Below are 24,855 nucleotides of genomic sequence, written 5' to 3'. Positions count from 1 at the left end.
TCTGGTGCCTCCATCAAACCGCATTCGTCGACTGCTCGCCGTGGCGCGCGAGCCGGCTTTCGTCCGGGCGCTTGCGGCGCAGTCGATCCATGTAAACGTAGACCACGGGCGTGGTCAGCAAGGTGAGCAGCTGGCTCGCCACGAGCCCGCCGATGATCGCCACGCCGAGCGGCTGGCGCAGCTCCGAGCCTTCGCCGATGCCGACCGCCAGCGGCAGCGCGCCGAGCGCGGCGGCCAGCGTGGTCATGATGATGGGTCTGAAGCGCAGCAGGCAGGCTTCGCGTACCGCCTCGATCGCGCTGATGCCACGCGAGCGCTCGGCCTCGAGCGCGAAATCGATGATCAGGATCGCGTTCTTCTTGACGATGCCGATCAGCAGGAACAGGCCGATCAGCGCGATCAGCGAGAACTCCATGTTCAGCAGCATCAGCGCGAGCACCGCGCCGACGCCGGCCGATGGCAGCGTCGACAGCACCGTGATCGGATGCACGTAGCTCTCGTAGAGCACGCCGAGCACGATGTAGATGACGACGATGGCCGCGAGGATCAGCATCGGCTGGCGGCGGTTGGATTCCTCGAACGCGCGCGCCGTGCCCTGGAAGCTGCCGGCGACGCGCGTCGGCATGCCGATGCTCGCTTCGGACTGCTTGACCGCGTTCTTGGCGTCGGACAGCGAAGCGCCTTCGCCGAGGTTGAACGAGATCGTCGTCGCCAGCGTGGCGTCCTGGTGGCGCACCGAAGTCGCGGCCGCGCGTTCGCTGACCGTCGAGATCGCCGCGAGCGGCACCATCGTCGCGGTCGTCGTGTTGAGCGCGCTGCCGGTGGAAGGGTCGCGCAGCGCCGGGTTGGTGACCGCCGCCGTCTGCGTGTTCGCGCTCGTGTCGGTGATCCTCGCGGGCACGTAGACGTCGTTGAGCGCCTCGGGCCCCTGGCGATAGCGCTGGGCGAGCGCGAGCACCACGCTGTACTGGTTGATGTCCTCGTAGATCGTCGCGGCCGAGCGCTGGCCGAAGGCGTTGTAGAGCGCGTTGTCGACCGCGCGCGGCGTGATGCCGAAGCGCGAGGCGGTGTCGCGGTCGATGGTCACGAAGGTCTCGACCGCATTCTCCTCGAGATCGGTGTTGACGTCTTCCATGCCCGGATAGACCTTGAGCGCGTCGGCGAGCTTGCCGGCCCAGAGCTTGAGTTCGGCGGCGTCGTCGCCCTTGAGCGTGTACTGGTAGCTCGCGTTGCTCGATCGCCCGCCCATGCGCAGATCCTGCACCGGATTCAGGAAGGTGTTGACGCCCGCGACCTGCGCGAGCTGCGGACGCAGGCGCGCGATCACCGCCTGGCCGGATTCGTGATTGCGCTCGGCCTGCGGCTTCAGGTCGATGAACATGAAGCCGCCGCCGGCCCGGCGGCCGCCTGTGAAACCCACCACCGTCGATACCGCCGGATCCTTGCGGATGATGTCGACGATCTGCCGGAGCTTGTCGCGCATGAGCGTGAACGAAATGCTCTGGTCGGCACGCAGCCCGCCCATGATCTGCCCGGAGTCCTGCTGCGGGAAAAAGCCCTTCGGCGCGATCATGAACAGGTAGACGTTGAGCGCGACCACCGCCGCGAGCAGCAGCATCACGAGCGCGCGCTGGTCGAGTGCCCAGTCGAGCGATTTCTCGTAGACGCGCAGGGTCTTGTCGAAGCCCGATTCGGCCCAGCGCGCGAGACGGCCCGGCGATTTCTGCTTGTCTTCGCTGCGCAGAAAGTGCGCGCAGAGCATCGGCGTGGTGGTCAGCGAAATGACCAGCGAGATCATCACCGCCACCGATAGCGTGATCGCGAATTCGCGGAACAGGCGGCCCGGCTGGCCGCCCATGAACAGCAGCGGGATGAACACCGCGACCAGCGACAGGCTGATCGACAGCACCGTGAAGCCCACTTCGCGCGCGCCGAGCAGTGCGGCCTGCACGCGGCTCATGCCGGCTTCGATGTGCCGGCTGGTGTTCTCGAGCACGACGATGGCGTCGTCGACGACGAAGCCGGTCGCCACCGTGAGCGCCATCAGCGACAGGTTGTTGAGCGAGAAATCGAGCAGCACCATGACGCCGAAGGTGCCCATCAGCGAAGCCACGGTCGCAACGGCCGGAATCACGGTCGCGCGGAAATTGCGCAGGAACACGCTGACGACGAGCACGACGAGGATCACCGAGATGATCATCGTGAGCTCGATCTCGTGCAGCGAGGCGCGGATGGAGTTGGTGCGGTCGGAGGCGACCTGCAGCGTGATCTCGTCCGGAATCTGCTCCTGCAGCTGCGGCAGCTGCGCGCGCACCGCATCGACCGCCGCGATCACGTTGGCGCCGGGCTTCTTCCTGAGCAGCACGATCACGGCTTCCTGGCCGTTGAACAGGCCGATGGTGCGCTCGTCGTTCGGCCCACTCGTCACCGTGGCGACGTCGGACAGGCGCACCGGGGCGCCGTTCTTCCAGGCCACGACCATGTTCTGGTACTCGGCGGCGTCGCGACCGAGCGTGTTCGTGTAGATCTGGAAATGCTGGCCGTCGCCTTCGATGGCGCCCTTGGGCCGGTTGGCGTTGGCCGATTCGATCGCCGCGCGCACGTCCTCGAGGCTCACGCCGAACTGGTTCAGCGCGAACGGCACGAGGTCGACGCGCACGGCCGGCAGCGAACTGCCGCCGATCTCGATTTCGCCGATGCCGGGCACCTGCGCGAGCTTCTGCTGCAGCACGTTGCTGACGACGTCGTAGATCTCGCCGGTGCTCTTGGTCCCGGACGTGAGCGCGAGCACCATGATCGGCGAATCCGACGGATTGGCCTTGGTGTACGAGGGGTTGCTGCGCAAGGTGGCGGGCAGATCCGCGCGCGTCGCGCTGATCGCGGCCTGCACTTCGCGCGCGGCGCTGTCGATGTTGCGGTCGAGATCGAACTGCAGCGTCACTTCGGTGCTGCCGGTGCCGCTGCGCGAGGTCAGCTCGTTGACGCCCGCGATGGTGCCGAGCCGGCGTTCGAGCGGCGTGGCGACGCTCGTCGCCATCGTCTCCGGGCTCGCGCCCGACAGCGAGGCCTGCACGTTGATGACCGGAAAATCCACCTGCGGCAGCGGCGCGACCGGCAGCACGAAGAAGCCGACGACGCCCGACAGCGCGACGCCGATCGTCAGCAGCACGGTGGCGATCGGCCGGCGGATGAAAGGCGCGGAGAGATTCATCGCGGCGCGATCAGTGCGAGGCGGCCGGCTCGGCCGCGCGACGACGGTCGCGGAAGCGCTGGCCGAGACGATCGAAGGCCAGGTAGATCACCGGCGTCGTGAACAGCGTGAGCGCCTGGCTGACGACCAGGCCACCGAAGATCGCGATGCCGAGCGGACGCCGCAGCTCCGAGCCTTCGCCCATGCCGAACATCAGCGGCACCGCGGCGAACAGCGCGGCGAGCGTGGTCATGATGATCGGACGGAAACGCAGCAGCGCGGCCTGGTGGATCGCATCACGCGGAGCCAGGCCCTGGTCGCGTTCGGCCTCGATCGCGAAGTCGATCATCATGATCGCGTTCTTCTTGACGATGCCGATCAGCAGAATGATGCCGATGATGCCGATCACGCCGAGATCGCTGCCGGTGATCATGAGCATCAGCAGCGCGCCGACACCGGCCGACGGCAGCGTCGACAGGATCGTCAGCGGATGCACGTAGCTCTCGTAGAGCACGCCGAGCACGATGTAGACGCAGACGATCGCCGCGAGGATCAGCCAGAGCTGGTTGCTGAGCGACTTTTCATACGCGCTCGAGGCGCCGAGGAAAGTCAGGCCGACGCTGCCGGGCATCTTGATGTCCTGCGCGGTCTTGCGGATCGCCGCCACCGCATCGCCGAGTGCGACGCCGTCGGCCGTGTCGAAGCCGATCGTGGTCGCCGGATACTGCGCGACGTGCGTGACCTGCAGCGGCGATTCGCGCTCGGAGACCTTGGCGAAGGCCGACAGCGGCACCGGGCCGCCCGGTGACTGCAGGTGCAGCAGGTTCAGCGATTCGGGCCGCGTGAGCAGGTCGGGCTTGGCCTCGAGAATCACGCGGTACTGGTTGGTCTCGGTGAAGATCGTCGAGATGATGCGCTGACCGAAGGCGCTGTAGAGCGCGTCGTCGACGGCCGACGCGGTGATCGACAGCCGCGCCGCGGTATCGCGGTCGATGTCGATGTAGGCCGCGCGGCCCTTGGCGCCCGCATCGGTGATCGCGGTGCGCAGCTCGGGCACGTTCTGCAGCGCCTGCGTGAGCTTTTGCGCCCATTCCGTCACCGTCGCGGTGTCCGAGCCTTCGAGCGACACGCGGTACTGCGTCGGCCCGGTTTCGGCGTCGATGGTCAGGTCCTGCGTCGGCTGCAGGAACAGCTGCATGCCCGCGACCTTGCTCACGCGTTCGCGCAGGCGATCCATGATCTCGTCCTGCGAGTCGCTGCGGTCGGCCTTCAGATTGATCAGCATGCGGCCGGTGTGCAGCATCGCGTTGTTGGCGCCGTCGACGCCGATGAACGAGGCGAGGTTGGCCACGGCCTCGTCTTCGAGGATCGCGCGCGCGGCGGCCTGCTGCAGCTGCGCCATGCGCGCGTACGACACCGATTCGTCGGCCTGCGTGCGCGCCTGCAGCTGGCCGGTGTCCTGGGTCGGGAACAGGCCCTTCGGAATCACGATGTAGAGCAGCGCGGTCAGTACGAGCGTGGCCAGCGCGACGAGCAGCGTGAGCCGCTGATGCGCGAGCACCCAGCTCAGCCAGCCGTCGTAGCGCTGCACGATGCGATCGAAGCCATGCTGCACCCTGGCGCCGATGCCCTTGGTTGGATGCAGGCTCGTCGGCTTTAGCCAGCGCGCCGCGAGCATCGGCACGAGCGTCAGCGAGACGATCGCCGAGATCAGGATCGTGATCGCGAGCGTGACCGCGAATTCGCGGAACAGGCGGCCGACGACGTCGCCCATGAACAGCAGCGGGATCAGCACCGCGACCAGCGAGATCGTCAGCGAGATGATCGTGAAGCCGATTTCGCTCGCGCCCTTGAGCGCGGCTTCGAACGGCTTGGCTCCGCGTTCGAGATGGCGCGCGATGTTCTCGATCACCACGATTGCATCGTCGACGACGAAGCCGGTCGCGATCGTCAGCGCCATCAGGCTCAGGTTGTTGAGGCTGTAGCCGAGCAGGTACATGAGACCGCAGGTGCCGATCAGCGAAATCGGCACCGACAGGCTCGCGATCAGCGTCGCCTGCGGGCTGTGCAAAAAGAAGAAGATCACGAGCACCACCATCACCACGGCGAGCACGAGCTCGATCTGCACGTGGTGCACCGAGGCGCGGATGCCGGTCGTGCGGTCGGCGAGGATGTTGAGCTCGACGCTGGCCGGCAGCGTGTCCTGCAGATCGCCGAGGCGCGCCTTGATCGCGTCGACCGTGTTGATCACGTTGGCGCCCGGCTGGCGCTGCACGTTGATGATGATGGCCGGCTGCAGGCCGGCCCAGGCGCCGAGCTTCACGTTCTCGGCCGCCTCGACCACGTCGGCGACCTCGTGCAGCCGCACGGGCGCGTTGTTGGTGTAGGCGACGACGAGGTTCTGATAGTCGTCGACGGTCAGCAGCTGGTCGTTGGCGTTGATCGTGTACGCGCGCGCTGGACCGTCGAAACTGCCCTTGGCGCTGTTGGCATTGGCCGCGTTGATCGCCGATTCGAGCGTGGCGAGCGTGATGCCGTACGAGGCCAGCGCCTGCGTATCGGCCTGGATGCGCACCGACGGCCGCTGGCCGCCCGACATCGTGACCAGCCCGACACCCGAGACCTGGCTGACCTTGAGCGCGAGCCGCGTGTCGGCGAGGTTGCGCACCTCGGTCAGCGGCAAGGTCTTGCTCGTCAGCGCGAGCGTGAGCACCGGCGCGTCGGCCGGATTGACCTTGGCGTAGACGGGCGGGGCGGGCAGATCGGCCGGCAGCAGGTTGTTGGCGCCGTTGATCGCGGCCTGCACTTCCTGCTCGGCCACGTCGAGCGCCTCGGTGAGCCCGAACTGCAGCGTGATGATCGAGGCGCCCGCCGTGCTGACCGAGCTCATTCGCTGCAGGCCGGCCACTTCGCCGAGCTCGCGCTCGAGCGGGGCGGTGACGGTCTGGCTCATGACTTCCGGGCTCGCGCCCGGATACAGCGTCTGCACCTGGATGGTCGGGTAGTCGACTTCGGGCAGCGCCGACAGCGGCAGCAGCTTGAAGGCGACGAGCCCGGCCAGCACGATGCCGAGCATGAGCAGGGCGGTGGCGACCGGCCGCTCGATGAAGGGACGCGAGGGATTCATGGCTGGGGCGACGATCCGGCCGCGGCGCTCACGGAGCGCCCGGCGGACCGCCGGCACCCGGGCCACCGGGGCCTGCTTCACCATTGTTGCGGCGACGGCGGCGCTCGCCGTTGGGCCCTTGGCCCTGGTTCGGGCGCTGGCCCGGCGTGAATTGCCGCGGCTTGTCGCCCGGCAGCGTCACCTGCGCGCCTTCCTTGAGGCGGTCGCCGCCCTCGGTGACGATGCGGTCGCCCGGCGACAGGCCTTCGAGCACTTGCACCTTGTCGGTGGTGACCTGGCCGCGCTTGATGTTGCGCTGGGTCACGGTCTGGTCGGCCTGGATCAGCCAGACGAAATCGCCGTCGCTGCCGTTGCGCACGGCCGCGGCCGGCACCACCACCGCATCCTTGATCGTGCGCAGCGTGAGCCGCAGGTTCACGAACTGGCTCGGAAACAGCGTGTTCTCGGCGTTCTGGAAGCGCGCCTTGGCGCGCACCGTGCCGGTATCGATGTTGGCGACGTTGTCGAGGGTCAGGAATTCGCCCTGCGCGAGCGTGTTGGTGCGCGTGCGGTCGAGCGCGGCCGCGGCGAGCTTCTCGCCGCGGCCGACGGGTTCGAAAATTTCGTTCGCGCGGTCCTGCGGCACCGTGAAGGCGACATCGGTCGGCGCGATTTGCGTCACCACCGCGATGCCGTTCGCATCGCCGGCGCCGATGTAGTTGCCGATGTCGATCACGCGCAGGCCCACGCGGCCCGCGACGGGCGACTTGACCTCGGAGAAATCGAGATCGAGCCGGGCGGAGCCGACCGCTGCGCGATCGGCCGCGACGGTGCCTTCGAGCTGCTTGACGGTGGCCGCCTGTGCATCGACCTCCTGCTCGGCGATCGAATCCTGTCCCAGCAGCGTGCGGAAGCGTTCGAGCTGCAGCCTGGCGTTCTGCAGCTGCGCCTCGTCGCGCTGCAGCGCGCCTTCGGCCTGGGCCAGCGCCATCTGGAACGGCCGGCGGTCGATCACCGCGAGCACCTGGCCCTTGGTGACGAGCTGGCCTTCGGTGAAGCGGATCTCGGTGATCACGCCCGACACCTGCGGACGCACGGTGACGGTCGCGATCGGAGTGACCGTGCCGAGCGCCTCGAGCACCACCGGAATGTCCTGCGTGCTGGTTTCGGCGACGCCCACGGTGGTCGAAAAACCGCCCCCCGGAAAGCCCATGCCGCCCATGCCGCGCGGACCGTTGCTGTTGCGCTGGCCCAGATACCAGGCCAGGCCGGCGAGCCCCGCGATCACCAGCAGTACCACCACCAGACTGACGAGTCTGACCTTGCCCGATGTGCGCGTGAACGCGCGCGCCGCATGCACCGTCGTCGCCGAATTTCTTAGCATTGATTTTTCTCAGGGGAAGCTCGCACAAGGCCGTCCGCCTTGGCGACGCGCATCGTAGGCCGCAACTGTGCAGGAAATTTGCACCCGTCACGGGCACAATAGCGTGCCGACGCGTTACGACAGCTTGCCCGTCGGTAAAGTTTTGCAAACGTGCGCTTCACGAATCCTTACGAAGGCATGCTGCGGTTCACCGCGGAGAGATGGCAGAGTGGTCTATTGCGGCGGTCTTGAAAACCGCTGAACCGCAAGGTTCCGGGGGTTCGAATCCCTCTCTCTCCGCCATTTAGTTAATAAATCCTTTTAATTTCAGGTGGTTGTTTTAGCGACATTTCATCGTCCCATACTCTATCCCATATTCGTGGCGGTGCTATCTGTGGCCTTCTGGCGGGCGGCCACCAGGCTCTCAATCTCGCGGCGCACGAAGTCATCCACCTCAGTTGAAACCCAGAGTGCGGTTCCACCGCGATGCACTGGGGCCGGCGCTTTGCCGCGCGCAATGGCCTTGTACCAGCCAGCCTTGCTGTGGGTGGTGCGCCTCAGAACTTCGGGCATCGGCGGCAAGCTCGATGAGCAAGCGCAAGCCATAGAGGGTCAGGGCAAACAGCTCGACCGACTATCCGGTGATGTTGCAGGGCTCAAGAAGACGCAGGACGAGGCAGGGCGGCGGCTTGATGCGTTGAGCATGCAACAGAAGGCGCTGCAGCAGCGGTTGGAGAAGCGGTAAGCGTTACGGCTCGCGCGTGGTAGCGACAGCTGCTATCGATCTAATTCTTGTCGGAGGTTTGCTCGTTGGCCGCTTTTTGCTTCGCTTTGTTGTTTCTCTTTTCGATGGCTTCGCGCTTCGATTGAGGCAAGCTTTCGTAGAGGCCGTTTACTTTCCTGGGAATCGTGATCATCTGTTCGCAGATTAGATTGATCAAGCCAAAAAGCTGCAGCGCGATATCGCGGTTGTCATCGAAGTTAATCTCGCCTGGATGAACGGCCTCGTTGCCAATGACGCGCACGACATCAAGGGCTTGCTGAACGATTGGACTCAGCCCTTTGCTCACGAGGCTGGCGATATCGCTCTCGATATGCTTGCCGCTTTCTCCTAGGGATTTGCACAGATGCTGAACCGAAAGTCTTAGGAGGGCTGCGGCTCCTTTCGGGGAGACGCCAACAATCTCTCGCGCTTCTTCAAAGAGCGAGAGAACTTCTTCGGGTAGATCGGGATTTGGGTCAATCTCAATTTTCGTATTTGGATAGGCGATCGAGTTTCCGACCCAAATGGTGGGCTTGCCGCAGTTGAAGCACACCGAGGCATTGCAGTTGTGAATGGCTGCATGTGTGGTGACTTCGATCCCTTCGAAGAAGGGGGCTTCAGTGAGCATCTTTCGGGCCCACGTAGTTAGCGACTTGCGCACCTCCTCCTGGAGGTCGCGGGCGGTCGAGTATTCGTTTAAATCCCTGGCGGTTGGTCTCGTCGGTATTGGTGTTTCGCCGGAAATTCTGCGGCTATAGACCTGATGCCAACTCTGTGAGGCGTAAGCCCGGCAGTGCGGGCAGGCAAAGGCAGTTTTAGAGATAGATGGATTTGTGTCTGCGCTACTCATTTCGATCTGCCTAAGTGCTCGCCTGGTTGGTATCGCTTGCCTTGCTGCGTGACTCTGGGGTTGAGCGTTTCCTTGCGGTATCCATGCCGCGCGGGCGCGCACAGCGACGACCGGCAAAATAGTCATGCCGCCATTCGTCGTGTCTCGCTCTGGTGGCGTCAAAGCCCTCCGCGCCAAATTGCTGCTCGATGCCACTGAGCATGTAGTGCGCCGTCTCGATCATTTGATTTGCCCACTCCCTGCGCTCCTCTGGGCTTAGCGGCTTCTTCGGCGCGTCTCGGGGATGGTTAACGCTGTATCAGCACGCGAAAGTCATCCGCTAGGCAGCGGATTCCCCATTCATTCATGTGGTTGAACGTGCGTTTAAGTGGCATGCGCTGAAACTAACAAAATTGTTAGATTTTCAGCAACGCCGCCGTCTATAGAGCGCGTGGATCATTTGTTCCACGCGCATGGAGCTTTCAAAATTTGCGACTTGTGACTAACTAAATTGTTATTGATTTGACGATTGAATCGCTTGAAGTTGACAATCGCGAGTCCTGCCTGGGCAAAGCCCGGGCCCTCTTTGAGTCAGCGAATTTCGAATGATTCAGCCAAAAACAAAGGGCGACGATCTGTTCGACGAAGTTGCTCGCTATCAGGCGGGCTTTGAGCGCTCTGATATCGCGCTCATGAAATTGAAACAGAAAGTAGACAATGTGCTTAGGACCATGCCTGCTGATGGCAACGCCATCCTTGCGGGTTTAATGGTCGCCATTATGCGCAAGAAGAGGGCCGAATTCGACGCATTCGTTGACAGGCTTGAGCGCAACCCAGCCATTGCTAGCGTCGAGTGCGCCCTAAATGTTGTGATCGGGCTACAGGCCTTTGGCGAGTTCGCGAAGGCCCGGGAGCGGCTGGCATCGATGCTGGCTGTGTTTCCTCATAATCCTGCTTTGCTAGAGGCAGCGACTCTCGACGCGGTGAGAATTGGCCGTGCACATCTCGCGTTTGATTTTCACGAGCGTTACGTTCGTGCAACTGGCTCTCCGTCCAAGTCCTTTGAGAACAGTGGGATTGAACCCGTTCGGGACTTCCTCGACGAGCACGGGCTATCAGACGACGATGCCGCATCGGTGATTGAGCCATTCTTTGAGGTGCTTTCTGGAGTCTCGGATCGGCCATTCGATGGCCGTGCCGCGTGGCACATCATCTCGGAAACAGTGGATGGCTCGCCATTGTTGAACATGAGAATAAGTCCAGTGCTTGCGGAGGATGCGGTTTCTGCTGTTATTGATAGATATGGCGATCTGCTGGCTGAGCGAGATGTTTCGTTTGATACCCTGGCGCTAATAAATGTTGAAATCAGCGGACTTGCCGTTGAGCAAGATTTCCTAAATTTCACGGGGAGCTCCGATGCCGTGCACGCCTGAAGATTTTTTGGGTGTGGCAAAGTTTGTTGGTGCGAGCGCTAACGGCGAAGTGGGTGCGCTCCAAGTAAATCTTCGGAGGGCTGCTGTTAGCCGTTCCTACTATTCGTGCTTTCACGCAGCGCAGGCGCTTATAGCTGCGCGCAATCTGTCTGATTTATCGGAAGGCGGCGTTCATGCAAGAGTCATTGCGGCAATAAAAAACCTCCAAGACTCTGATCCTAAATTCAAGGCGCTTGCCTATAAGATTTTTGCGAATCTACAGTCTTTAAAAGCCAAGCGTGTAACTGCCGATTACGAATTGCACGGAGTGATCGATGGCTTGATTTGCATGCAAAGTATCGATATGAGCCAGCGGACTCTGGATTTAATTTCGAAGTGCATGCCTGTTTCGGCAGCTGATGCCGCTTCAACTGCCTAATAGGTCGTTGGCGTTGAGTCTCAGGACTGCAAGTAATTAGCCCACGCCTGTAATGACCCACTAAAAACCTGCTCAGGCGACACTTTGAAAGGAGTAAGCCATGAGCGTTGTGATGGAAGGCGAAATCAAGCGGTGGACGGCCAAGCGCAAGGGTGCGCTGGTGCTGGAGATCATCCAGGGGAAGAAGACAGTGGCGGAGGCGTCTCGGCAGTTCGACCTGCCGCCGTCTGAGCTGGAAGACTGGGTTGACCAGGCCAAGGCCGGGATGGAAAACGCGCTGAGAGCCAAACCTGAAGACGTTCGCGAGCAGTACGAGCGCAAGCTCAAGGATCTGCAGGAAGCGTACGGCGAGGCGATGCTGGAGCTGCGTGCTCGAAAAAAATTGCAGTCCCTGCTGGGCGAGGACGAGAAGTGATCGAAGCGATCCGCCAGGGACTCAAAGCTGATGGCTTCGAGGTATCAATCAGTCAGCTGTGTCGCTGGTTCGGGTTCTCACGGCGAACGATCTACTACCGATCGCAAAAGGCGGCGCCGAAGGTGGAGGCGCGCTTCGCCGAGCCAGTCAAAGCCTTGATCGAGCAGGAGCCGTCCTTCGGCTACCGCACGGTGGCCGCGCTGCTGGGCTTCGACAAGAACACCGTGCAGCGGCTGTTTCAGATCCAGGGCTGGCAAGTGAAGAAACGGCCGGTCGGTCGTCGGCCGCGAGTTGAAGCTTTGCCGTCGAAGGCACAAGCGCCGAATCAGCGCTGGGCAACCGACTTGTGCCGCGTCTGGGCAGGCCGGGATAGCTGGGCGAGCCTGGCGGTGGTCATCGATTGCCACACGCGCGAGTTGCTGGGCTGGCATCTGTCCCGCACCGGTCGGGCCACGACCGCCAATGCAGCGCTGGAACAGGCTTTGATCGCCCGATTCGGTACGCTGGGGCATGTTCCGGTGCCGTTTCTGCTTCGATCCGACAACGGTTTGGTTTTCACGAGTCGGAACTACACGGCGCTGTTTCGCAGCTACGGTCTGCAGCAGGAATTCATCACGCCGCACTGCCCGCAGCAGAACGGCATGGTGGAGCGCGCGATCCGATCGCTGAAGGAGCAATGCGTGCACCGGCATCGCTTCGAAACCTTGCAGCATGCCAGCCGCGTGATCAGCGACTGGATTGCCTTCTACAACCACCGGCGCCCCCATCAAGCGCTGAAGATGAAAACACCCGCCGAGGCATTCGCCTTAGCGGCCTGACATGTGCAGATTTCGGTGGGTCATTACAATTCAGCCATAAGAGCGCAACAGTGAACGACATCGTATCGATTGCTGAAACCAACGAAGCCAGAAGCTTCTGGATGACTCAAGGAATTGGCCAGCGGCATTTGGCCGAGATTCAAAGCGCTGATGTGCTGATCGTTCCGTTTAAGCGTGGCGATGAAGAATCTCGGTACCTGTTTCATCAAGACACCAGCGATTTCTACGAGTTTCTGACCTCCGCGCTGGAGGGACGGGCCAAAGTAGAGATTTGCGTAGACGACGATGAATATATTGAGATCGCGCTTCACTCAAAGACCATTCGTCTTAGCAAAGTTGTGGTATCCCATCTCATTGCCCCTGTCGTTGTTGGGCTTTTGACTAGTTACGTATACGACAAGTTGAAAGCTGCGCCTGAGGATCAGATTGAAGCTTCAATCGTGGTCGAGGATCACGAGTGCAAGGCCTTTGAGTTCAACTACAAAGGCGACGCAAAGGACTTCAGCCTTCTGGCGGACAAAGTGGGCGAACTAGCCCGCAACTGCGAAGACAGCAAGAAGAAGCACAAAAAGTAGAGGCCCGCCGATGGAAACATCGAGTGATTTTCTGAAACTGCTCGAGAATCCTGTCTATCCGGAGCCGATAGGATCAACCGCCGATTTCAAGCAGCAGGTAGCTGAAGCCAAGAGGCTGGCAGCTGAGGCTGGCGATGAAGTTGAAGCGACATTGCTATGGCAGTGCGAGACTATCGCATTGGTTCAGAGTCAGTTCGTGGCCGCGTTTACCGACTTGAAGCAGGGAAAATACTACGAAGCGTGGTGTATATTTGAGCGCTGCGAGATTGATCTTTCCAACTTGCTGGAACACTACTCAATCGAGGAATCCGATCTGCATTGGATCGGATACATTCAAGAAATGACTGCGCGGTGGCAGAAGATATTTCCTTACAAGGTTTTCTTTAGTCCGGAAATTGTCAAGAACAAGATCGTTTGCAGTGTGTGTGGATCACGCGTAACGCCTCGGCAACGCTGCGTGCATCGCAAGGGACAAGTCTACGGCGGTAGCATGTGCTACCACATCGTTGAGGATGCTGAATTCCTGAGCATCTCTATCGTCGACAAACCTGTTCAGAAGTATTCTGTCGCGCTGCATGCCGAAGAGAACGGTCAGAAGCGGGAGCTTTACAGGTATTCCGAAGTCAAGTTCGTCGTGGACAGGCTTGAGTCCCCATTTCATGGGTGGGCCTCCTGCATGACGACGCGGCTGGCAGTTCGGGCAGAAGTGAGTCATTTGAGTAGCTCGGACACATGCCCTTGCGTGAGTGGAAAGAAGTTCGGGGAATGCTGCTGGGAGAAGGAAACGCTGACGGTTCCGCATCTGCATATCGATTTCGCAGTGCCTCCAAGGCCTGATCTACCCTTGTTCCAGTCGGGTTTCTGATCGCTGACGGGTTCGCATTCCCCGTTCTGGTCCGCGCGTTGGTGTGCGATGACGGGTTCGGGTGTCGTCGTGGGCTCTGCCGTTACGTTGTTCCCGCAACTCCTTCAGGCACGAGGTAAGGGCTTCGTTCTGGATGATCTGCTGGTGCGCGATGTCCTGCTTGATATCTTGTGTCTGGCTCCGTTGTTCCTGCCGTGCAAGAACAATCTGTCGCTGTAGCACCCTACGTTCTTCGAGCGTCCTTCTCGATGCGATCACGGACTTGGGCTTGATGCGTCTCCTGTAAGCCTTCCCATAGTCTTGTCGATGCTTGTCACGGCTCGCTGCCGTGCGGCGCAGGGCGCTCAATTTCTCGCTTCACGAACCGCTCATCTCGATCGAATATCGAAGCGGATTCCCCGTCAGTGTCGACCAGCCACGTGCAACCTGGATTCCGGAAACCATGCACGCTTATGACGTGCAGCCTGTCGGCCTGAAAGCTGTGCCGGCGTCGCCCATGAGCTGCTCTCTCGAACAGGGAGTGCCCGCCATTTCGACGTCACGTTTTGATCAGGCCTTTGGCCACCATGCTCGTTGCGGCTGCTCTGATCGCCTCGTGCGGATCACGAGGGGTCCAATCGAGGAGACGCCGCGCCTTGCTGTTGGACGTTCTCTTGGCGTAGCCCAGGTCCGGCAGGATGGCGCGGATCTGGGGGTTGAAAAGTCCCATGGCGCGCAGCACGAAACTGGGGATCGATCGGCCGGGCACCCGCTTTGCGGCTTCCCCGAGTTCCGCTTTTATGGTGGCGCCGATCTCCTTCATCGACAACGCCCGACCGTTCGAAAGCAGCAAGCGTTCGCCCGCAGTCGCTGGATGGGTGAGCGCCAGGACGTGTGCACTCGCGACGTCACGGACGTCGACGATCGGGATGAACAGATCGGGAAAGGCGGGCATTCCGCCGTCCAGCATGCGCTGGACAAGATGGTTGGAGCCGGACACGTCCTGGCCCATCACCGGCCCCATGACCGCCACCGGAAGCAGGGCGGTCAGTTCGAGCGCGCCACCTTCGGCGGCAATGAAGTCCCAGGCCGCGCGCTCGGCAATCGTCTTGCTCTTGCCGTATGCGTCGACGCCGGGACCATCGAGGATCGTCCAGTTGGCCTCGGTGAAGACGTGGTCGCTATGCGGATGCCCCCAGCTTACCGCGTGAAACGCCGACGTCAGGATGACGCGCTTCACCCCCGCGTCGCGCGCCGCACGCAGTACGCGCAAGGTTCCCTCACGCGCCGGGACGATCACGTCGTCCTCGTTCTTCACATGTCCAGGCTGCACGGGGGACGCGACATGCAGCACGAAATCGATACCGGCGGTCGCGGGCGCCCAGCCGTCGTCGTGCAAAAGATCGGCCGCGACGAAGCTCAGGCGGTCTTCATGCGCCAGACCGGCGTCCCTCAGCACACGTCGCGCGGCCGGCTCTTTGGCGAGCGACCGGATGGTGGTGCGGACCGCGTAGCCCTGCTGGAGCAGCTGGAGAATGCAATGCCCGGCGATGAAGCCGGACCCGCCGGTGACGAGAACCTGCTGCTGACTCATCGCGTTCATTCCTGGTCGATCATGCGTGAGGCTCGGCTTGACGCGCGCGCCAGCGCGATGGGCTCGTCTGCTCCCAACCGCGAAAGGCACGAGCGAACGAGTTGGGCTCGGTAAAACCGAGCAGCATTGCGATCGCCACCGGATCGAGTTCGGTCGTGGCGAGCAGCCGGCTCGCCGTCGTGCGCCGCACGCTTGCGAGTTGCTCCTGGAAGCTCGTACTGCATTCATCGAGACGGCGCTGGAGCGTGCGAGTGCTGAATCCAATCCGTCGTGCCACAGCCGCGAGGCTGGGCCGGCGACCTTCGCTGAGCTGCCGCGCGATCGCCACACGCAATTTGCCGACGAGTGCCGAATATCCATCGCCGCGGGCGATCCGGCGCTCCAGCCCATCGAGCACATGGGCAAACGCACCGCCATCCGCAGTGACGAAAGGCATGTCGAGCGCGGCCTTGCCGAACACCATCGCATCGTGCTCCGCGCCGAGTACGACGGGGCAATCGAAATGGCTGCGCAACAGCGCGTGATCGGCCGCAGTGCGGGTCAGCTCCACGCGAACAGGTGCGATCCGACCGCCGGAGCCCCGCCGCGCCAGTTCGTTCAATGAGGCGAGGGTCAAATCGACGAGCAAACGCGGCACGGCACCCGTCGCCTGAAGCCAGCGATAGCGTACGACCGCCTCATCGCCGGCGATCTCGACCTCGACGAATTCGGGGCAGGTCAGGCTTTTGTATCGCGAGAGCGCGACCAGCGCTCCGCGGAAGTCGGGCGCGTGCAGTGCGACGATCGAAGCGACGCCATAGCCCTGGGCGATGCCGTCGGCGCCAAAGCGCAGGCCTGCAGCGGGATCGCTGAACTCGCTCTCGGCAGCCGCCCAGAGAGCGAAAAAGTCGCTCGTGACCCAAGCGTTGGATGGCGCCAGGCCCGCGCGATCGCATAGTCGCTCGAACTGCGCGCCGAACTTCGCCAAGACGTTTGGCGAGAACGAAAATGTGTTGGGGATCGGCATGGGCAGACCATAGGCTGGCTGCGCAACACCTACAAATCCGATCACGCCAAACGATTACTCGTCCGCGATCCTTCTTCTGCGATCCGCGGCGTGAGATTCCGACGCAGCGGATGGCATGGCTTGATCGCTGTCGCGGGGTCACAAGCGTAGGGCCGGTGCTCGGCTTCATCGGGCATGCCCCGCCACTTCACTCGCCGCCAAGTGAATCCGAAGTAATGGCCGCAGCCATCACCTTGTATCGGAGACTTGAAGCCTACGCGCGCATCTTGAATTCCGGATCGTCGCCGCGAGCCGCGACCGTCGTGTCCGGCTTCTTGCTTTGGACCGACACCGGCTTGATGCGCTGGCTGCAACTGGTGGCGGAATCGTCGGCCAGGCAATCGATGAAAGCCTGGGCCGATTGCTCGTCGGCGAAGTGATAAATCTTGTTGCCGTCCTCGACGGCGATTCCCTTGCGTACGGCCATGTCGCTCTCCCTGGTATGTGATCCCGCGCCGGCATCATAAACCCTGCAGTTCAGGGTTCAGTTATGGCTTTTGGCGTAGACCGGGGCCTACACCTGCCGTGAGGAGACCACCATGAAAATCACCACGACGATGCTCGCGGCAGTGCTTGCGAGCATGAGCTCCGGCGCCTGGGCTCAAGCCGGCGCGCCCGCGGAAGATCCCACCACCGCACCGAGCCCCGAGATGCTCAAGCTCGACAAGGATGGCGACGGCGTCGTCAGCAGGAAGGAGGCGGACGCCAAGCTCGCGAAGAACTGGGACCGGTGGGATGCGAACCAGGACGGCGTCATCGATGCGGCCGAGTTCGCGGCCAAGGGCATGCCGTCGCAGCCGCACGATGGCATGAAGCACTGAACCCTCCGCTGACAGCGCAAAGAAAAAGCCTCGCGATCGCGAGGCTTTTTCTTTGCGGCTCCAGGCGTGGCGCGAAACCGAAGCTCAGTCGCCCTGCAGCTGTTGCAGGATCGCCGGATTCTCGAGCGTGGAGGTGTCCTGCGTGATCGTCTCGCCCTTGGCGATCGAGCGCAGCAGGCGGCGCATGATCTTGCCCGAGCGCGTCTTCGGCAGGTTGTCGGCGAAGCGGATGTCCTTGGGCTTGGCGATCGGGCCGATCTCCTTGCCGATCCAGTCGCGCAGGCTCGCGGCGGTCTTCTTGGCTTCGTCGCCGGTCGGACGCGCGCCCTTGAGCACGACGTAGGCGCAGATCGCCTCGCCGGTGGTGTCGTCCGGGCGTCCGACCACGGCCGCCTCGGCGACCAGCGGGTTGGCGACCAGCGCCGATTCGATCTCCATCGTGCCGAGGCGGTGACCCGAGACGTTCAGCACGTCGTCGATGCGGCCCATGATCGTGAAGTAGCCGGACTTCTCGTCGCGGATCGCGCCGTCGCCGGCCAGATACAGGCGGCCGCCGAGTTCGGCCGGGAAGTAGGCCTTGGCGAAGCGGTCCGGATCGTTCCAGATCGTGCGGATCATCGACGGCCACGGGCGCTTGACCACGAGCACGCCGCCCTGGCCGTTCGGCAGGTCGTGGCCGGTCTCGTCGACGATGGCGGCCATGATGCCGGGCAGCGGCAGCGTGCAGGAGCCTGGAACGAGCGGCGTCGCGCCGGGCAGCGGGGTGATCATCTGGCCGCCGGTTTCGGTCTGCCAGAAGGTGTCGACGATCGGGCAGCGCTCGTGTCCGACCTCGCGGTGGTACCACATCCAGGCTTCGGGGTTGATCGGCTCGCCGACCGAGCCGAGCAGTCGCAGCGACGACAGGTCGAAGCTCTTGGGATGCACCTTGGCGTCGGATTCGCTGGCCTTGATCAGCGAGCGGATCGCGGTCGGCGCGGTGTAGAAGATGGTCGCCTTGTGGCGCTGGATCATCTCCCAGAAGCGGCCGGCGTTCGGGTAGGTCGGCACGCCTTCGAACACGATCTGCGTTGCGCCGGCCGCGAGCGGGCCGTAGGCGATGTAGGTGTGGCCGGTGATCCAGCCGATGTCGGCCGTGCACCAGAACACGTCGCTGGGCTTCAGATCGAAAGTCCAGTGCATGGTCAGCTTGGCCCACAGCAGATAGCCCGCGGTGGCGTGCTGCACGCCCTTGGGCTTGCCCGTGGAGCCCGAGGTGTAGAGCACGAACAGCGGGTGCTCGGCCTCGACGGGCACGGCCTCGCACTGTTCGGGCTGGTTCTGCACGAGTTCGTGCAGCCAGCGGTCCTTCGCGTTCCAGGCGATCTCGCCGCCGGTGCGCTTGTAGACAAGCACGTGCTCCACGGCCTCGCAGCCGCCGAGGGCGAGCGCTTCGTCGGCGATGCTCTTGAGCGGCAACGACTTGCCGCCGCGCATCTGGCCGTCGGCGGTGATCAGCAGTTTGGCGCCGATGTCGACGAGGCGCTCCTGCAGCGACTTGGCCGAAAACCCGCCGAACACCACCGAATGCGTCACGCCGAGGCGCGCGCAGGCCTGCATCGCGACCACGCCTTCGATCGACATCGGCATGTAGATGACCGCGCGATCGCCCTTGACGAGGCCCAGCGATTTGAGGCCGTTGGCGAACTTGCAGACGCGCACGAGCAGGTCGGCGTAGCTGACGTGCGTCACTTCGCCGCCGTCGGCCTCGAAGATGATCGCGGTGCGATCGCCGCGGCCGGCTTCGACGTGGCGATCGAGGCAGTTGTACGAGGCGTTGAGCTTGCCGTCGTCGAACCAGCGGTAGAACGGCGCCTGGCTCTCGTCGAGCGTGCGCGTGAACGGCTGGCTCCAGGCCAGCTGCTCGCGGGCGAGGCGAGCCCAGAAGCCGGTGTAATCGGCCTCGGCTTCAGCGCACAGGGCCTGGTAGCCCTCCATGCCGCGAATATTGGCCTGGGCGACGAAATCGGCCGGAGGCGGAATCAAGCGGGTTTCGTTGAGGACCGAGGTGATTTGACTCATGCAGCTTCTCCACAGGGCTGGCGGGCGCGGCGCGGACTCTCTATCTGGAGTCGCTGATCGCGGGGTTCTCTGGCGGCACTGCCGGCGCTCCGGCGTAAACCGGGCGCCGCGAGGGAAAGCTTACTACCCGATGGCGGACATATCGGCTGAATACGACTAACGACTAAGGAGGTCTACGGAGCCATTCTTCTGTCTAAGGCGTAGCGAGCGAAGGTAGATCGCGTCAGGACGGAGCGCAGGAAGCGGAGCGTACGAGTAGTACGTGAGCATTCCGAGCACCGCCCTGACGCGATCTGCCGAGCGCAGTAGCCTAAGGTTTACCCGAAGACCACCATGCTCTGCCGGCTCAACATCGCCGGGCTGCCGTCCGGAGCCCAGATCATCGCGGTCTGGCTCGTGTAGCCGTCGGCGGCCGACAGCACTTCGGCGTCGAAGCGCCAGCCCTGCAGCGGCAGGTGGTCGTAGCGGTCGGCGAGCAGCTCGAGCATCCAGGTCATCGAGCTGCCTGGCGCGGGTTTCCTGAGCAGCGTGATCGCCAGCGGCGGAATCACGTCGGCGATCGCGGGCAGGTGCAGTTCGTTGACCGTGCCGCCGTGCTTGAAGCCCACTTCGATGATCGCCTTGGCCTCGCTCGCGCCCGAATACGGCAGGCCTCCGTGCAGCCAGCGCAGGTCGAAATGCTGCAGAAAATCCGGCGTCACGCCCTTGATCTGCGGCAGCGTGATGCTCTTGCCGGCCGGCACCGGGGGGTGCACCGGGCGAATGCGGACGGCCGATTCGCGCGTGGCCCCGAACACGCCGACGACCAGGCACAGCAGCTGCTCGCCGAGCTTGAGACGGCCTTCGATGTGCGTGGCGTTCTTGCCGGCGCGCAGGATGTTCGCGCTCGCGCGCAGGTCTTCGTTGGCCGGCACCGGGGCCAGGAAGGTCACCTGCACGGTGCGCAGCGGGGCGCCGTCCGGAATCAGCGCGCGCATGGCCTTGAGCACGATCGAGACCTGCAGACCGCCGTAGGCGCTGCGGCCCTGTAGCCAGTCTTCGGTCAGGCGCAAGCCCCAGCCGCCGTCCACGGGGTGAATGCTCTGCATCAGGCTTTCGAAATCCATTTGGAAATTCCGGTTCATGGGGATGAGCCGCACGCTAGTGCAGTGGCCGAGGCGGCGGATTGGCCCCTCGGACAGCGGTTGCTATGATCGCTCCCGCATTTGATGGCCCGCCGACGCGGGCCATTGTCGTTTGTGGCGGTTGCCGCCGGGTAGTACGTTCTATTGGCTTGTTTCCGGGCGCTGACGTGCGCCTAAAGTGTCGGACGAGATCAAGAGGTTGTCATGCAGGTAACGCGCAAGACCTTCGATGAGGTCATGGTTCCCAATTACGCACCGTCGGACATCATTCCGGTCCGCGGCCAGGGCTCCCGCTTGTGGGATCAGCAGGGGCGCGAGTTCCTCGACCTGGCCTGCGGCATCGCGGTAACCGGGCTGGGCCATTGCCATCCCAGGCTGGTCGATGCGCTGACCGAGCAGGCCAACAAGCTCTGGCATCTGTCCAACGTGATGACCAACGAGCCCGCGCTCAAGCTCGCGAGCCGGCTCGTCGAGCTCACCTTCGCGGACCGTGTGTTCTTCTGCAATTCGGGCGCCGAGGCCAACGAGGCGGCGTTCAAGCTCGCGCGCAAGCACGCTTCGTCCAAGTACGGCGCGCACAAGAACCAGATCATCAGCTTCTTCAACGCCTTCCACGGCCGCACGCTGTTCACCGTCAGCGTCGGCGGGCAGGCCAAGTACACGCAGGGCTTCGAGCCGCTGCCGGGCGGCATCACGCACCTGCCGTACAACGACGCCGAGGCCCTGCGCGCCGCGGTCGGCGAGCAGACCTGCGCGATCGTGCTCGAGCCGATGCAGGGCGAGGGCGGCCTGACGCCGGCGACACCCGAGTTCATCAAGACCGCTCGCGAGCTCTGCGACCGCTTCAACGCGCTGCTGATCTTCGACGAGGTGCAGACCGGCAACGGCCGCACCGGCACGCTCTACGCCTACGAACAGTTCGGCGTGGTGCCGGACGTGCTGACCACGGCCAAGGGCATCGGCGGCGGCTTCCCGCTCGGCGCGATGCTCGCCAAGGCCGAGGTCGCCGCGAGCCTCGCGTTCGGCACGCACGGCTCGACCTACGGCGGCAACGCGCTGGCCTGCGCGGTAGGGCTCGCCTCGATCGACGAAATCGCCTCGCCCGCGCTGCTCGCCAACGTCAGCGCGCGCAGCGAGCAACTGCGCGAGGGTGTTCTCGCGAGCGCCCGCAAGCACGGCCTGTTCAGCGGCGTGCGCGGCATGGGTCTGCTGCTCGGCGCGCCGCTGGTCGACGCCTGGAAGGGCCGCGCCAAGGACATCGTCAACGCCGGCATGCGCCACGGCGTGTGGACGCTGGTCGCCGGCCCGGACGTGCTGCGCCTGGCGCCGCCGCTCAACATCACCGAGGCCGATCTGGCCGAAGGCCTGCGTCGTCTCGATCTGGCGGTCGCCGAACTCGCGGCGGCTGGCCCCGGCGGAGACTGATGCGGCCGGCCACGCCCATCGCGATCTCACCCGGGCGCCCCGACGCGTCCGGGCTTTCGACGTCATGCGGCTTGGCCAATAGCGAGGCAGCGTGAGCGCCGACGTCACCCACGATGGGGCGTCGGTTTCCGCCGAGTTGTCCCAGCGGCTCGCCGAGGCCTTGCGCAGCGTCTCGTCGCTGCGCCTGTCCGAATACCGGACCTCGACCCTGCTGCGCCATCTGAAGGCCCGCATGCGCCGGCTCGAACTGGCCTCGCTCGAAAACTACGTCGAGCGCCTCGTCGCCGATCGCGAGGAATGCGTCGCCCTCGTGCACGACCTGCTCGAATCGACGACGGTGTTCTTCCGCGATCCCGAGGCCTACGCGGGCCTCGCGCGCACGCTGCCGCACCTGCTGCTCGCCGCGCCGGTGCCGCATATCTGGGTGCCGGCCTGCGCGGCCGGCGAGGACGTCTATTCGATCGCGATGCTGGTCTCCGAAGCCCAGCTCGGCAGCGAAATCCCGGCCGATTTCTTCGTGCTCGGCACCGATATCGATCTCGAACTGCTGCTCGAGGCCCAGCGCGGCGGCTTCGGCTCGATCTCGGCGGCGCTGGTGCCGGCGCATCTGCGCGAGGCCTACCTGGAGTTCGACGACGGCGAATGCCGCGTCTCGCGCTCGCTGATGTCGTTCTGCTCGTTCGCCCTGCACGACGTGCTGACTTCGCCGGCGATCCAGGCTTTCGATCTGGTCGACTGCCGCAACCTGCTCGGCTCGCTGCAGCTGCATGCGCAGCGCCGGGCGGTCGAGCAGTTCGCCGCCGCGCTGCGTCCGGGCGGCCTGCTGCTGGTCGGTCGCAACGACGTCATGAGCGCGCACAGCGATCTGTTCGAGCGCAGCACGCTCGCCAATGGCCTGTTCGTGCGCCGCGAGCTGCTGCCGTCGATGTCGCAGGCCGACACGCTGCCGTACACGAGCTATCGCGAAGCGCTCGAAGTGTCGGCCACGCTCGGCGCGGTGCTCGACGAGCACGGCGGCCTGCTCGAAGTGAATCCGACGCTGCTCACCTTTCTCGGCAGCCAGGTCGACTGGACGGGCCGCAACGCCGAATCGCTGCTCGCCGCCGGCGAATGGGCGCGGCTGCTGCGCGCGCTCGGGCAGTCGGCGCGCGCCGAAATGGACCTGCATCTGCTCATCGACGGCCGCGCCTCGCCGGCGCGCGTCTCGCTGAGCCGCTGGCAGACTGCTCAAGGCCCGCGGCTGATCGTCGAATGGAGGCTCGAGCCGGAGCCCGGCGACGAACGCCTGCCGGGCGATCACCTGCATCTGCTGCGCACCAGCCTGCGCATCATGGGCGAGGGCGTCATCGCCACCGACGCGCTCGGCTGCATCGAGCTGATCAACCCGGCCGCTGAACGCCTGACCGGCTGGTCGCAGGCCGAGGCGCTCGGGCTCGGGCACGACAGCGTGCTCAAGTTCGTCCAGGGCCTTGCGGCCGGGACCAGCCCGGTCTGGCGCTGCCTGCGCCGGGACGGCGAGTCGCTGATCCGCGAGGAGCGCCAGCTGCTCGGCCGCGATGGCCGCCGGCTGCGCGTGCGACTGACCTGCGCGCGGCTCGTCGAGGACGGCGCCGTGCTCGGCGCCTTGCTGCTGTTGCAGGACATCACCGAGCAGAGCCTGCTGGTCGCCGAGCTCGCCTATCGCAGTGCGCACGACAGCCTCACGGGCCTCTACAACCGCGGCGAGTTCGAGCGCCGGCTGTCGACCGCGCTGAGCCAGGCCAAGGACGGCGCAGTGACGCACTGGCTCGCGCTGATCGACATCGACCAGTTCAAGGTCATCAACGACACGCTCGGCCATTACGCGGGCGACGAGCTGCTGCGCCGGCTTGCGCCGGTGCTGCGTTCGCAATTGCGCTCGGACGATGCGGTCGCCCGGCTCGGCGGCGACGAGTTCGGCGTGCTGATCTGCGCGACCGAGGCGGCCGAGGCGCGGCGCATCGTCGATCTGCTGCTCGACGCGGTGCGCGGCTATCGCTTCGCCTGGGACGAGCGCAGCTACAGCGTCACCGTGAGCGTCGGCGTGGCCGAGATCAGCGCCCAGAGCGAGGACATGGCGCGCGTGTTCGCCAATGCCGATGCGGCCTGCTTCGCGGCCAAGGACGCCGGCCGCGATCGCTCGCGCTGGGTGTTGCACGGCGACGCCGACATCCGCCAGCGCCACGCCGAAATGACCATGGTCGGGCGCATCGGCAAGGCGCTCGACGAGCAGCAGTTCCTGCTCTATTACGAGGACGTGATCGCCGCGAGCGGCTCCGCCCAGGTGCATTACCGCGAGCTGCTCGTGCGCATGCTCGACGACGACGGCACGCTGGTGCAGCCGGCCGCCTTCATCGCCGCGGCCGAGCGCTACTACCTGATGACCGCGCTCGATCGCTGGATCGTCGACCACGCCTGCGCGGGCATCGCGCGGCTGCCGGCCGACGGGGTGATCTACGCGATCAACGTCTCGGGCATGTCGCTGTCGGACGATCAGTTCCTGGCCTTCGTGATCGGCTGCATCGAGCGCTACGGCGTGGCGCCCGAACGCATCTGCTTCGAGATCACCGAGACCGCCGCGATTTCGCACCTGTCCGAAGCGATGCGCTTCATCAACCGGCTCGCCGAACTCGGCTGCCGCTTCGCGCTCGACGATTTCGGCGTCGGCATGGCCTCGTTCTCATACCTGAAGACGCTGCCCGTGCAGTTCGTGAAGATCGACGGCAGCTTCGTGCGCGCCATGCACGGCAGCGCGGTCGATCGCAGCATGGTCGAGGCGATCAACCGGCTCGGCCACGACATGGGCCTGCGCACGATCGCCGAGCACGTCGAGGACGCGCAGACCTTGTGCGCGCTCGACGCGATCGGCGTGGACTGGGTGCAGGGCAAGGCGATCGCGCCGGGTCGGCCGTTCAACGAACTGCTGGCTTGATGCGGCTTGCACGTGAGGCGTGAAGTGTGCGGAGTCGAAGCACCGGGTCGCCGTTGCGCCTCATGCCTCACTCCCCGCGCC

The 24,855-nt window shown here is 64.1% G+C and carries 20 protein-coding genes and 1 tRNA gene; 11 read left to right on the top strand and 10 right to left on the bottom strand.

Annotation, left to right across the window (positions count from 1 at the left end; translation table 11 throughout):
- Nucleotides 1-13: 13 nt before the first annotated feature.
- The 3 genes from AC3WUM_RS22515 to AC3WUM_RS22505 are packed head-to-tail and all read right to left on the bottom strand — an operon-like array spanning nt 14 to nt 7,680.
- Nucleotides 14-3,211 carry an efflux RND transporter permease subunit gene (locus AC3WUM_RS22515; protein ID WP_492413195.1) on the bottom strand — a complete coding sequence of 1,066 codons (3,198 nt, stop codon included), beginning with the start codon at nt 3,209-3,211 and terminating at the stop codon, nt 14-16.
- A gap of 10 nt (nt 3,212-3,221) precedes the next feature.
- Nucleotides 3,222-6,317: an efflux RND transporter permease subunit gene (locus AC3WUM_RS22510; protein WP_492413193.1), complete on the bottom strand. Its 3,096-nt coding sequence runs from the start codon at nt 6,315-6,317 to the stop codon at nt 3,222-3,224.
- A gap of 28 nt (nt 6,318-6,345) precedes the next feature.
- Nucleotides 6,346-7,680, bottom strand: coding sequence for an efflux RND transporter periplasmic adaptor subunit (locus tag AC3WUM_RS22505; protein WP_492413191.1), 1,335 nt, complete (start codon nt 7,678-7,680; stop codon nt 6,346-6,348).
- Between the two features lie 194 nt (nt 7,681-7,874).
- Here AC3WUM_RS22505 and AC3WUM_RS22500 point away from each other — a divergent pair.
- Both AC3WUM_RS22500 and AC3WUM_RS22495 read left to right on the top strand, forming a co-directional pair.
- A tRNA-Ser gene (locus tag AC3WUM_RS22500) sits at nt 7,875-7,962 on the top strand.
- 220 nt (nt 7,963-8,182) lie between these two features.
- On the top strand, nt 8,183-8,404 hold the full coding sequence (locus tag AC3WUM_RS22495) for a hypothetical protein (RefSeq protein ID WP_492413189.1): 222 nt from the start codon (nt 8,183-8,185) through the stop codon (nt 8,402-8,404).
- Between the two features lie 40 nt (nt 8,405-8,444).
- Here AC3WUM_RS22495 and AC3WUM_RS22490 read toward each other — a convergent pair whose 3' ends face one another.
- Both AC3WUM_RS22490 and AC3WUM_RS22485 read right to left on the bottom strand, forming a co-directional pair.
- On the bottom strand, nt 8,445-9,272 hold the full coding sequence (locus AC3WUM_RS22490) for a DUF4145 domain-containing protein (RefSeq protein ID WP_492413187.1): 828 nt from the start codon (nt 9,270-9,272) through the stop codon (nt 8,445-8,447).
- Nucleotides 9,273-9,282: 10 nt separating this feature from the next.
- A complete protein-coding gene (locus AC3WUM_RS22485; RefSeq protein WP_492413185.1) occupies nt 9,283-9,495 on the bottom strand; it encodes a hypothetical protein in 213 nt (70 codons plus the stop codon).
- 361 nt (nt 9,496-9,856) lie between these two features.
- Here AC3WUM_RS22485 and AC3WUM_RS22480 point away from each other — a divergent pair, with 361 nt between their 5' ends.
- The 6 genes from AC3WUM_RS22480 (at nt 9,857) to AC3WUM_RS22455 (ending at nt 13,775) form a co-directional block, all read left to right on the top strand.
- Complete coding sequence (locus tag AC3WUM_RS22480; RefSeq protein WP_492413183.1) at nt 9,857-10,684, top strand: hypothetical protein; 828 nt, start codon at nt 9,857-9,859, stop codon at nt 10,682-10,684.
- Entirely contained in the window at nt 10,668-11,102 is a 435-nt protein-coding gene (locus AC3WUM_RS22475; RefSeq protein ID WP_492413182.1) for a hypothetical protein, read from the top strand. The genes AC3WUM_RS22480 and AC3WUM_RS22475 overlap by 17 nt, the downstream gene beginning before the upstream one ends.
- Nucleotides 11,103-11,202: 100 nt before the next feature.
- A complete protein-coding gene (locus AC3WUM_RS22470) occupies nt 11,203-11,517 on the top strand; it encodes a transposase (protein ID WP_492413181.1) in 315 nt (104 codons plus the stop codon).
- A complete protein-coding gene (locus tag AC3WUM_RS22465; protein ID WP_492413179.1) occupies nt 11,514-12,335 on the top strand; it encodes an IS3 family transposase in 822 nt (273 codons plus the stop codon). The genes AC3WUM_RS22470 and AC3WUM_RS22465 overlap by 4 nt, the downstream gene beginning before the upstream one ends.
- A 50-nt stretch (nt 12,336-12,385) precedes the next feature.
- Complete coding sequence (locus AC3WUM_RS22460) at nt 12,386-12,910, top strand: hypothetical protein (protein ID WP_492413177.1); 525 nt, start codon at nt 12,386-12,388, stop codon at nt 12,908-12,910.
- A 10-nt stretch (nt 12,911-12,920) separates the two neighbouring features.
- Entirely contained in the window at nt 12,921-13,775 is an 855-nt protein-coding gene (locus tag AC3WUM_RS22455; RefSeq protein ID WP_492413176.1) for an SEC-C domain-containing protein, read from the top strand.
- 538 nt (nt 13,776-14,313) lie between these two features.
- Here the strand turns inward: AC3WUM_RS22455 and AC3WUM_RS22450 are convergent.
- The 3 genes from AC3WUM_RS22450 to AC3WUM_RS22440 all read right to left on the bottom strand — a co-directional run bounded on the left by AC3WUM_RS22450 (nt 14,314) and on the right by AC3WUM_RS22440 (nt 16,820).
- Entirely contained in the window at nt 14,314-15,348 is a 1,035-nt protein-coding gene (locus tag AC3WUM_RS22450) for an SDR family oxidoreductase (RefSeq protein ID WP_492413175.1), read from the bottom strand.
- Between the two features lie 19 nt (nt 15,349-15,367).
- Nucleotides 15,368-16,354 carry an AraC family transcriptional regulator gene (locus tag AC3WUM_RS22445; protein ID WP_492413174.1) on the bottom strand — a complete coding sequence of 329 codons (987 nt, stop codon included), beginning with the start codon at nt 16,352-16,354 and terminating at the stop codon, nt 15,368-15,370.
- Nucleotides 16,355-16,607: 253 nt separating this feature from the next.
- Nucleotides 16,608-16,820 (bottom strand): hypothetical protein, encoded by a 213-nt coding sequence (locus AC3WUM_RS22440; protein WP_492413173.1) that lies wholly within the window; start codon nt 16,818-16,820, stop codon nt 16,608-16,610.
- Between the two features lie 112 nt (nt 16,821-16,932).
- Between AC3WUM_RS22440 and AC3WUM_RS22435 the strand changes: the two genes are divergently transcribed.
- Nucleotides 16,933-17,214 (top strand): hypothetical protein, encoded by a 282-nt coding sequence (locus AC3WUM_RS22435; RefSeq protein ID WP_492413171.1) that lies wholly within the window; start codon nt 16,933-16,935, stop codon nt 17,212-17,214.
- 84 nt (nt 17,215-17,298) lie between these two features.
- On the opposite strand, the gene acs is transcribed toward AC3WUM_RS22435, so the two are convergent.
- Both acs and AC3WUM_RS22425 read right to left on the bottom strand, forming a co-directional pair.
- On the bottom strand, nt 17,299-19,275 hold the full coding sequence (gene acs, locus AC3WUM_RS22430; protein WP_492413169.1) for an acetate--CoA ligase: 1,977 nt from the start codon (nt 19,273-19,275) through the stop codon (nt 17,299-17,301).
- Nucleotides 19,276-19,592: 317 nt separating this feature from the next.
- Complete coding sequence (locus AC3WUM_RS22425) at nt 19,593-20,381, bottom strand: acyl-CoA thioesterase (RefSeq protein WP_492413167.1); 789 nt, start codon at nt 20,379-20,381, stop codon at nt 19,593-19,595.
- A gap of 222 nt (nt 20,382-20,603) precedes the next feature.
- Between AC3WUM_RS22425 and AC3WUM_RS22420 the strand changes: the two genes are divergently transcribed.
- Together AC3WUM_RS22420 and AC3WUM_RS22415 are read left to right on the top strand one after the other, a co-directional pair.
- Nucleotides 20,604-21,824: an acetylornithine/succinyldiaminopimelate transaminase gene (locus AC3WUM_RS22420; protein ID WP_492413166.1), complete on the top strand. Its 1,221-nt coding sequence runs from the start codon at nt 20,604-20,606 to the stop codon at nt 21,822-21,824.
- Nucleotides 21,825-21,915: 91 nt separating this feature from the next.
- Entirely contained in the window at nt 21,916-24,774 is a 2,859-nt protein-coding gene (locus AC3WUM_RS22415) for an EAL domain-containing protein (protein ID WP_492413164.1), read from the top strand.
- Nucleotides 24,775-24,855 lie beyond the last annotated feature (81 nt).

The sequence above is a fragment of the Hydrocarboniphaga sp. FW305-C-57 genome (assembly GCF_058783045.1).
This window is presented reverse-complemented; position numbering and strand designations above follow the sequence as displayed.